This window comes from Endozoicomonas sp. SESOKO4 (assembly GCF_024606275.1).
The window spans coordinates 1-1,180 of sequence record NZ_JAHHPS010000421.1; the positions used below are offsets into that span (position 1 = coordinate 1).

1 protein-coding gene is annotated in these 1,180 nt (G+C 45.3%); it reads right to left on the reverse strand.

Features of this window, described 5'->3' with window-relative positions; translation table 11 throughout:
* A partial coding sequence (locus tag KDK16_RS08300; RefSeq protein ID WP_257275576.1) for a hypothetical protein occupies positions 1-925 on the reverse strand: 925 nt, incomplete at its 3' end.
* Positions 926-1,180: the final 255 nt, after the last annotated feature.

Genomic DNA, 1,180 nt, shown 5'->3' on the forward strand with positions numbered 1-1,180 from the left:
TTTCCCGATCTCCTGATAAATCGCTCTCCAGCTTGTCAGCCCGTTCGGACAGCGCAGCTTTTTCTTCTGCGAGTTCCTTTTTGGTATTGTGATCAGCATCTAAACGACGTTGTTTTGCTACTTTAAGTCGGTTCAGGAACTGGACCTTTTTTGATAGGGCATCAATTTCTTCCGTGAGTACTTGTATGGTCTCGTGATCAGCATCTGTGCGACGTTGATATGCTGCTATAACTATGTTCCGAGCCTCAACCTTTTTGGATTCGGCAGCTTTTTCTTCCCGGATTATGTCAAGGTCGCGCTGCATCTCTGTTGAACGACAATTAGCTTCTCGCAAAAGCTTCTCTAAATTCATGACTTTTTCATCGACACGTGCATTTGTATCCTGCTTGCGCTGTGCTCTTATCAATTGTTTTTCGCTATTTTCAAGCTGTCGTTGCAATTCTTGCTGATCCTGATCCTTATGCTCACGTTCTAGCGCTTTCTCATAACAGGAAATATTGCTTGCCAATGAAGTTTCAGCCTGCCGTGCAGCATCCAGAGCAATAAAGAGCTGAGTTCGGAACTGTAAAAGGCGTTGGTAATCCTCCTGAATGCGTTCATCCATTTTCTGCAACTCAGCCCAGATTTCAGCTTCTCTGTCCTCGGCAGGCTGTCGCGAATCGGTTAGCGTGCTCCAAAGACTACCCATCCGGGATGAAGACGCCACTACCGTTCGGGACTCCAGACTTTTACCACCATTCAATAAAGGGCAGTGCACAGGTGGGTCAGGTAACTCTGCCACTGTCATACTTGTACGCATAATGCTTAGTGTCTCTTTAAGAGCACGGCATTGACGCAACAAATATTCCGCATTACTGCCCTGATGGTTGCTGAGCACCTCTGGTGTCATCCCAACATCTTGATTAGCCAAAAGTTCTGTGACCAATGAAGGTCTTGCTGCTGATTCGAGTGGACTCGCCATAGTAATAATCCCTTTACAAAGTTCAACAATTCATTAATCGTTTGACTGTGGTCAGCACGACTTGTTCCCCTGTAAGATCCCGAATAACTTTCCTGTTAGCTATTCCGACAAAATTTCTCCAGAGAATTTCTCCAGCCAATAGAGAAAACCGACACTCTCGCCTCAGACTTACAACAAATTTTCTGTAATATTCATTTCCTCAAACACCGCATTCAGAGC